Source organism: Myxococcota bacterium, from assembly GCA_035498015.1.
In the GTDB taxonomy this organism is placed as follows: Bacteria; Myxococcota_A; UBA9160; order SZUA-336; family SZUA-336; genus VGRW01.
The window spans coordinates 43,771-51,686 of the sequence record DATKAO010000108.1; the positions used below are offsets into that span (position 1 = coordinate 43,771).

The window sequence follows — 7,916 nt, forward strand, 5'->3', positions numbered from 1 at the left end:
GGGAGCGGGACATGCGTGGGAAGCTCGTGGTTGCCGCGGCTTGCCTGTCACTCTGCGCGTTCGCTGCCGGCGCGCGGGCCGATCTGTACCGTTGGGTCGACTCCGAGGGCCAGGTGCACGTGACCGACGACCGCGCCCAGGTGCCCCCGGGCGCGACGGTGACCGTGCAGCCGACGCGCGGCAAGAAGCCCGCGAGTGCGCCGGCGCCCACCAGCGCCCCCAGCCCCGCGGCGGCAAGTCCGGCGCAGCCCGCCAGCAAGCGCTCCGCCTCGCGCGTGCTCGCGCTGGAGCCGCAGGACGGCTCGCGGCCCGGACGGGTGCACGTGCTGCACTTCGAGAAGGCGAGTCACGAGATCTCGCTCAACGTGACCCTCGCCGACCGCGCCCAGTGCGAGTTCAAGGTCGACACGGGCGCCTCGCTCAACACCGTGCCCGCCTGGGTGGTACGCGAGCTGGGGATCGAGATCGACGACGACACGCCGCGCATCTCGCTGGTGGGCATCTCGGGCAAGCCCGCGCTCGTGCCGCTGATCGTGATGCCGCTCGTGCGCGTGGGCGACGTCGCCGTCGAGAACGTCGAGATGGCGGTGCTCGACACCATGAGCGAGGGCCTGCTCGGCATGCCCTTCTTCAATCACTTCCAAGTGGCGATCGACCCGGCCCAGGGCGAGCTGCGACTCACCGAGATCGACCTGTCCAAGGTCGACGGCGTGTACGACGGCATGAACGAGGCCGCCTGGCGCCAGCGCTTCCGTCAGCTGCACGAGCGGCTGGCCATGATCCAACGCGCGCGCGAGAAGGTGCCCGAGGAGTCGGAGACCATCGCCGCGAACTACCTCGACAAGCTCGACAAGCTGGAGAGCGCGGCGCAGCACGAGCTCGACGAGCTCGAAGACCGCGCGCAGGCCGCCGGCGTTCCGCCCGGCTGGCGGTGAGAAGCGCGGTCCTCCGCAGCGGGAAAGCTTTTCTCCTTGCGCCGGCAGCCCCGAGAGCGCTCCGCGCCACGGGGCTGCGCAACTCCTGACGCAGCTGGGTGTAGGGCGGGGTGATTCGCGCGAACGCCCGGCGGGAGCCGCGTTTGGCACCGAGCTTGCTACTCACGCGGCGCATGTCGCCGTTTCACCGGAAGATCGTCGAGCTCCTGGAAGGTCGCTACGGAGTCAGCCCTGCGTTTGCAGAGCAGTTCGTGCCGGTCTTCGAACAGGTCGCGCAGAGCCGCCCGTCGTCGGATGACTGGGAGGCGCTGATGGCCTGCCTCGCCTCGGCCTACCGCTCGCTGCCGCAGGCCGAAGACAAGACGCTCGCCGAGGCCCAGGTGCTGGTCGGGCAGTTCGTGGGCGAGCTGCAGAAGATCGACGAGTCACTGAAGGTGGTCGGCGTGTTCCTCGAGCGGCTGCGCGAGCAGCTCGGCGCCCCCCAGGTCCTGCGCACGCTGCACTGACCGGCGTCCCTCTACTCCTCCTGCTGGCGCCGTTTGCGGCGGGAATCTGGCTCGAGGACGGGCTCGAGCTCGAGCCGGCATGGGCTGCCGGCGCGGCGGGCGTGCTCGCTGCGCTGTGGGCGCTGTTTCCGCGCAGCCGGACTGCCGAAGCGGCGCTCGGCGGGGCGCTCGGCGCCCTCGCGCTGGGCCTGCGCCTGCACGCCCCCGTGCCGACGGCGGAGCCCGGCCCGGTGGCGGTCACCCTGCTCGAGGCACCGCGCGCCAGTCATGGCGCGTGCCGGGTCACCGTGTGGCTGCACGGGGCGCGGCCGGGCCGGGCGCTGCTGCTCGCGCGCGGCGAGGCCTGCGAGTTGCTCCCCGGCCAGCAGGCGCTCGCGCGCGTGCGGCTCGAGCCGCTGCGCCCGCCCTCGAACCCGGGCGCGAGTGACTCGCCGCGGCGCCTCGCGCGCCGCGGCGTGCTGCGGCTGGCGAGGCAGAGCGGCGAGGCGCTGGCCCCGATCGGTCTTCCGCCGCAGGGCCCGGCCGCCCTCTTGGAACGCGCCCGCCGGCACGTGGCCGAGACCCTCGATCCGCCCGCGCTGCCCACGCGCGCCGGGGCGCTCTTGCGCGCCATGGCCGTCGCCGACACCTCGCGTCTCGACGAGCCGCTGCGCGCCGCCTTCTCCGACTCGGGCACGACGCACCTGTTGTCGGTCTCGGGCACGCACATCGTGTGGGTGTTCTGGCTGACACAGATCTGTGTCACCGGGCTGCTCGGCCGCCTGCGCGCGTTGGCGTGGGTGCGCGCCGCGCGCGCGGCGGGCATGGTCGCTGCGGCGGCAGCCGGGCTCGGCTACGCGGCGCTGTGCGGACTGGAGGCGCCGGCGCTGCGCTCGGCGGCGATGGCTGCGGCGGGCGGCATCGCCTTGCTCGGCGGACGCCGCGGGCTGGGCTGGAACGCGCTGGCCGCCGCGGCCCTGGTCGTGCTCGCGTTCGATCCGGGAGCGCTCTTCGAGGCGTCGTTCCAGATGTCGTTCGCGGCCGTGGCGGGGCTCCTGCTGTGGCGGGCGCCGGCGGGCGCGCTGCGCGGTCTGGCGCACGCCTCGCTGGCCGCGGGCACGATCACCGCGCCGCTCGCGGCCGGGCTGGGCGCGCCCCTGCCGGCCGGCTGGCTGCTCGCCAACGCGCTCGCGGTGCCCTGGTTCGGCGCCGCGGTCGTGCCGCCGGCGCTCGCGGCCGGGCTGGTGCCGGTGCTGGCCCCGCTGGCACGGGCCGCGGCGGAGCTCGGGGTGCGAGGGCTCGAGCTGCTCGCGACGCCCGACCTGCTCGCGGGCCCGCGCGACCGCGTCGCGCGGGCCGCTCTGTTCGCCGCGCTGGCCTACGGAGCGCGCGGCGCCGCGCAGCGGCGGCGCGCGCTCTGCGCGTGCTCGGCCGCCGTCGCCGCGCTGAGTCTCTGGCTGGCGTGGCCGGCGGAGAACGAGCCCGTCGACGCCCCGCGACTCACCTTCTTCGACGTGGGTCACGGCGATGCGGTGCTGGTGCGCGCCGGGCGGCACGCGTGGCTGGTCGACACGGGCACGCGCGCGGCCGACTTCGATGCCGGGCGTTCGGTCGTCGTGCCGGGCTTGCGCGCGCTCGGCGTGCGCCAGCTCGATGCACTGGCGCTGACTCACGCCGACCTGGACCACGTGGGCGGTGCGCCCGCCGTGCTCGCCGGGGTGCCCGTCGGCGAGCTGTGGCTCGGCCGCGAGACACACGCCGCCCCGGCGCTGCGTCCGCTGCGCCTGGCAGCGGCGCGGCTGGGCGTGCGCGTCCGGATCATCGCCGCGGGTGACGCGCTCGGCGTGAGCGAGCTCGCGCTGCGCGTGCACTGGCCGCCGGTCGAGTATCTCGCTCCGACCACGAACGCCGGGTCACTCGTGCTGCAGGTCGGCGGTCCGCGGGCCTGTGCGCTGCTCGGCGGCGACGCGCCCGGCGCGGTCGAGCGCGCGCTCGCCGGCACACTCCCGCAGTGCGACGTGCTCAAGCTCGGTCACCACGGCAGCGCGACTTCGAGCGATCCGGAGTGGCTCGATGCGCTCGAGCCCGTGGTCGCGATCGCCAGCGCGGGCCGCCGCCCGCGCTCGCCGCTGCCGCACCCGGCGGTGCGCGCACGTCTGGGCGCGCGCGCGATCAGCCTGTGGGAGACACGCCGCGCCGGCGCGCTCGACGTCGAGCTCGCGCGGCCGGGTCCGCGCGTCGCGCCCTGGCTGAATCCGGAGTGGCGCGACTGGTAAGATCCCGCGCCGATGGCTCGCAGGCCCGACAACGTCGACCCGGAGACCTGGAAGGCGCAGCGCGCCGCGCACTGGAAGCGGGTGAATCGCGTCTGGAACGTGCTGATGGTGCTCGCCATCCTGCTGGTCGCTTTGCGCTGGTTCGGCTGGCTACCGGGATTCGGCTAGCACGTAGCGGCGCACCGCCTCGAGCAGACTCGAAGCATCGGCTCCGATCCGCACCGCGGCGCAGCCCACCGCGCGCGCCAGGCCCACGTCGCTGTCCTGGTCGCCGATCACCCAGCTGCGCGCGAGATCCACCGCCAGCTCGCGCTGCGCGCGCACGACCAGCCCCGGCCGCGGCTTGCGGCACTCACAGCCCGCGTCCGGCCGGTGCGGGCAGTGGTAGTCGGCGTCGAGCTCCGCGCCGTGCGCGGCGAAGTCCCGGCGCAGGTGCGCCTGGAAGCGCCCGTAGTCGTCTTCGCCGTACAGACCGCGTCCGATCCCGGACTGGTTGGTGACGATCGCGGTCCCGAAGCCCGCGGCGCGCAGCGCGCGCACCGCCTCGTAGGCGCCCGGCAACGGCGCGTAGTCCTCGAGCTTGTGCACGTAGCCGCGGTCCTCGATCAGCGTGCCGTCGCGGTCGAGGAACACGAAGGGGCGAGTCACTTCGCCTCCTCGCAGCCCTCGGGCCGGTGACCCGGCTTCTCGCGATGGGCCTTCACGAACGCCGTCAGGTCGCCGCCCAGGCCGGCGAGCTCGCGCTCGAAGCAAGGCACCAGGCCCAAGTAGTCGCGGTTCCCGACGATCCACGCGTTGCTGAGCTCGAGTGACTGGAAGCGCGCGAAGCGCTGGCTCTTCCAGGGCTGCGCCGCGTACACCTCGGTCTGGTAGCGCGCGAAGATCGGCGCGCGGCGCGCGCGCGCTTCTTCGGGCGTGAGCTTCTCGGCGTAGAGCGCATCGAGCGCGTTGCGCAGCTCGTTCAACAGGCGCGCGAACGTGAGCTCGTCGGCGAAGGCCTCACGGGCGCGTTCGGCGAGCTCGGGCCGGTCGGCGAAATACTGCAGCGTCGCGTGGTGCGCGACGAACGTGGCCAGGCTCTCGTCGTAGGACACGTCGCTCGGCACGTACACCGTGAGGTGGGTCTGCTCGTGGATCGCGGTGTCGACCAGCTCCTCGATCGGCCAGCGCAGGATCGGGCGGGGCAGCGGGTCCTCGAACCAGCCCAGCGTGGAGTAGAGCGGCGAGGGCCGCAGATACACGTCGAGGCCCTCCGAGCGCAGCTCGTCGGCGAAGGCCTGCGCGCGCGCCGCGTCGAAGTAGCCGCGGTACGACACGCTGCCCACGATCGGGAACCACCACTCCACCGGCCGCAGCGCGTTCGCGGGCGCGGCGGTCACCACCTGCACCAGCCAGTCCTTCCCCGTGTCGGCCAGGCGGCTGTAGCTTGTGGTCTGCCTGAGGCCGAGCGACTCTCCGAAGGCGATCGCGCTGCGGAACGCCTCGTAGTTGGTGCGCTCCTCGGGCGGCAGCTGGGCGATCTTCTCGGGCGTGAGTGACTCGCGCGACCACAGGAGCCGGAGCTGCCCGATGCCCACGTGAGTGAGATAGGACAGCATGTTGTCGGCGCGCGCGGACGCGCCGGGGAGGAGGAGCCAGAGTGCGCAGGCGAGCGCCCGCCGAAAGCTGGATCGCCCGGCTCGAGGCGCCGCAGGCCGAGGCGGAGCGCCTGGTGGCCGAGCTGTGGTCACTCGGCACCTCCGGCATCGAGGAGCGCGCCGCCGACGGCGCGCTCGAGCGGGTCGAGCTGCGCGCGTGGTTCGCGGCCGCGGGCGCGCCCGCCGAGGCGCTGCGCGCGCTGGCCGACCCGGCGCGCGCGGTCCGGCTCGTGGAGCTCGCGCCCGTGGTGGCGCAGGACTGGGAGGTCGCCTGGCGCGCGGGGCTCGCGCCCCGGCGCATCGGCGGGCTGTGGGTGCGGCCGAGCTTCTGCGCCCAGGCCGGCTCGCCCGAGCTCGTGATCGACCCGCAGCAGGCGTTCGGCTCGGGCGAGCACGCGACCACCCGGCTCTCGCTCGAGCTCTTGCAGGAGGCGCTGCGGCCCGGAGACACGGTGCTCGACCTCGGCACCGGCAGCGGGATCCTGGGCCTGGGCGCGCTGCGCCGCGGCGCGGCGGCCGCGACCGGCATCGACGCCGATCCCGTGGCGCTGGTGAACGCGGCCGAGAACCGCGCGCGCAACGGGCTGCCGCTGCGTCTGGCCTGCGCCACGCTCGACGCGCTCGCGCCCGGGGCGCGCTTCGACGTGGTGGTCGCGAACCTCCTCTTGCACGAGCTCCTGCCGTGTCTCGCCGACCTGCTCGCGCGCGCGCGGCGCGTGGCGATCCTCTCCGGCTATCTCGCGCGCGAACGAGTCAGCCTGGAGCGGGCGCTCGCGAGTCACCCGTTCGCGACCGCCCGGGAGTCGAGCGAGATCCAGTCCGGCGACCGCTGGTGCGCGCGCCTGTTGACTCAAGCCGCGGCCCGGTAGGCGTCGAGCAGCGCGTCGAAGGCGTCGTCCGCGGAGCGCTGCGGCGCCCAGCCGAGCGCGCGCAGGCGGCTGGCGTCGCCCGCGAACGCCACGCCGTCGGGCGGGAGCTCGCGGAAGCGCGCGGGGTCGACTTCGACCCGCGGCCGCGCGCTCGAGCGCGCGATCAGGCGCTCGAGCACGGATCGCATCGAGCGGCGCACGCCCGAGCACACGTTGTACGTGTCACCGCGCGCGCCGCGTTCGAGCAGCAGCACGTAGGCGGCCGCGACGTCGCGCACGTCGGAGTAGTCGCGCACGGGCGCGAGGTTGCCGACGCGCAGCACGGGCTCCTGCGCGCCGCGCTCGATGCGCGCGAGCTGCTCCGCGAACGACGACTCCGCGTACAGCGCCGGCCGGCCCGGCCCGGTGTGATTGAACGGCCGGGCGATCACGGCGTCGAGCCCGGCGTCCTCCACCGCCCAGCCCACGCGCACTTCGCCCGCGGCCTTGGTCGCCGCGTACAGGTTCATGGGCCGCAGCGCATCGCTCTCGACGCGTGCCGGTGCGTCGGCGCGCGCGGGGCCGTAGACCTCGCCGGTGGACACGAACAGGAGCCGGGCGGGCGCGGCCGCGAGCGCGGCCAGCAGTGAATCGAGCGCGAGATAGTTGGCGCGCAGCGCCTCGAGCGGCGCGCGCTCGGCCTCCGCAGGCGCGGCAAGCGCAGCCAGGTGGATCACCTCGACCGGGCGGACCTCGGCCACGAGCCGCGCGAGCGCTCCCCGGTCCCGCAGGTCGCAGGCGCGCCAGTCCACGTCGCCGGCGGCCCCGGGCGGAAGACCCGGCAGGTGCACGCCCACGACCTCGCGGCCGGCGGCGCGCAGGGCGGGAATCAGGTGACCCCCGACGAAGCCGGCGGCGCCCGTGACGAGTGTCCGCACGCGATTCACCGGGCGCGAGGCTAGCACGCAAGTGTTACTCTGCAGCCCAGGGGAGGAGAGACGATGAAGGTCGGCGTCGCCGGAACGATCGCGGCAGGCAAAGGCGAGGTGGTGCGCCTGCTGGAGCGCCGCGGCTTCTACCCGGCCTCGCTCTCCGACGTGATCCGCGCCGACCTGGCGCGCGACGGGCTCGAGCCCACGCGCGAGAACATGATCGAGCGCGGCCGCGCGCTGCGCGAGCGCTTCGGCTCGGCGGTGCTGGCCGAGCGGGTGCAGCGCATGCTGCCGTCGGACCGCAACCACGTGATCGACTCGATCCGCCACCCCTCCGAGGTCGAGGCGCTGCGCGCGGGCGGCGACTTCCTGCTCCTGTGGATCGACGCCGACCCGCGGCTGCGCTTCGAGCGCTCGCTCACGCGCGCACGGCCGGGCGACGGCGCCGACTTCGAGACCTTCCAGTCGCTCGAGGCGCGCGAGCTCGGCAGCGGCGACCGGGCCGCGCAGCAGCTGCTCGCCGTGCGCGACCTCGCCGACCGAGTGATTCGCAACGAGGGCGACCTGGCTGCGCTCGAGGCGCAGCTCGAGGAGGTGCTGCGCGACCGTCTGTTCTTTCGCGACCGGCCGCCGTGGGACGAGTACTTCATGAACATCGCGCGCGTGGTCGCCTCGCGCAGCAACTGCATCAAGCGCAAGGTCGGCGCCGTGATCGCGCTCGACCGCCGCATCATCTCGACCGGCTACAACGGCACGCCGCGCGGCATCCGCAACTGCAACGAGGGCGGCTGCCCGCGCTGCGC

The 7,916-nt window shown here is 74.6% G+C and carries 9 protein-coding genes and 1 pseudogene; 7 read left to right on the top strand and 3 right to left on the bottom strand.

Annotated elements, in window-relative coordinates; translation table 11 throughout:
- Window positions 1-11 precede the first annotated feature (11 nt).
- From VMR86_09585 to VMR86_09600, 4 genes are all read left to right on the top strand, one after another.
- On the top strand, window positions 12-935 hold the full coding sequence (locus VMR86_09585) for an aspartyl protease family protein (GenBank protein HTO07293.1): 924 nt from the start codon (window positions 12-14) through the stop codon (window positions 933-935).
- 173 nt (window positions 936-1,108) lie between these two features.
- Window positions 1,109-1,441, top strand: coding sequence for a hypothetical protein (locus tag VMR86_09590; protein HTO07294.1), 333 nt, complete (start codon window positions 1,109-1,111; stop codon window positions 1,439-1,441).
- A gap of 101 nt (window positions 1,442-1,542) precedes the next feature.
- Window positions 1,543-3,696, top strand: a complete 2,154-nt coding sequence (locus VMR86_09595; protein ID HTO07295.1) for a DNA internalization-related competence protein ComEC/Rec2 — start codon at window positions 1,543-1,545, stop codon at window positions 3,694-3,696.
- Window positions 3,697-3,708: 12 nt separating this feature from the next.
- On the top strand, window positions 3,709-3,864 hold the full coding sequence (locus VMR86_09600) for a hypothetical protein (protein HTO07296.1): 156 nt from the start codon (window positions 3,709-3,711) through the stop codon (window positions 3,862-3,864).
- Here VMR86_09600 and VMR86_09605 read toward each other — a convergent pair.
- Window positions 3,847-4,344 carry an HAD family hydrolase gene (locus VMR86_09605; GenBank protein ID HTO07297.1) on the bottom strand — a complete coding sequence of 166 codons (498 nt, stop codon included), beginning with the start codon at window positions 4,342-4,344 and terminating at the stop codon, window positions 3,847-3,849. The two genes, VMR86_09600 and VMR86_09605, sit on opposite strands and share 18 nt — an antisense overlap.
- The gene (locus VMR86_09610) at window positions 4,341-5,294 is read right to left on the bottom strand and encodes an aminopeptidase (GenBank protein HTO07298.1); all 954 of its coding nucleotides are present in this window, start codon (window positions 5,292-5,294) and stop codon (window positions 4,341-4,343) included. Before VMR86_09610 ends, VMR86_09605 begins: the two co-directional genes overlap by 4 nt.
- A gap of 41 nt (window positions 5,295-5,335) precedes the next feature.
- Here VMR86_09610 and VMR86_09615 point away from each other — a divergent pair, with 41 nt between their 5' ends.
- Window positions 5,336-6,202, top strand: a complete 867-nt coding sequence (locus VMR86_09615; protein HTO07299.1) for a 50S ribosomal protein L11 methyltransferase — start codon at window positions 5,336-5,338, stop codon at window positions 6,200-6,202.
- On the opposite strand, the gene VMR86_09620 is transcribed toward VMR86_09615, so the two are convergent.
- On the bottom strand, window positions 6,184-7,128 hold the full coding sequence (locus VMR86_09620) for an NAD-dependent epimerase/dehydratase family protein (GenBank protein HTO07300.1): 945 nt from the start codon (window positions 7,126-7,128) through the stop codon (window positions 6,184-6,186). The two genes, VMR86_09615 and VMR86_09620, sit on opposite strands and share 19 nt — an antisense overlap.
- 54 nt (window positions 7,129-7,182) lie before the next feature.
- On the opposite strand from VMR86_09620, the pseudogene VMR86_09625 reads away from it, so the two are divergent.
- Together VMR86_09625 and VMR86_09630 are read left to right on the top strand one after the other, a co-directional pair.
- Window positions 7,183-7,488: pseudogene (locus VMR86_09625) on the top strand (hypothetical protein).
- Between the two features lie 273 nt (window positions 7,489-7,761).
- A partial coding sequence (locus VMR86_09630) for a cytidine deaminase (GenBank protein ID HTO07301.1) occupies window positions 7,762-7,916 on the top strand: 155 nt, incomplete at its 3' end.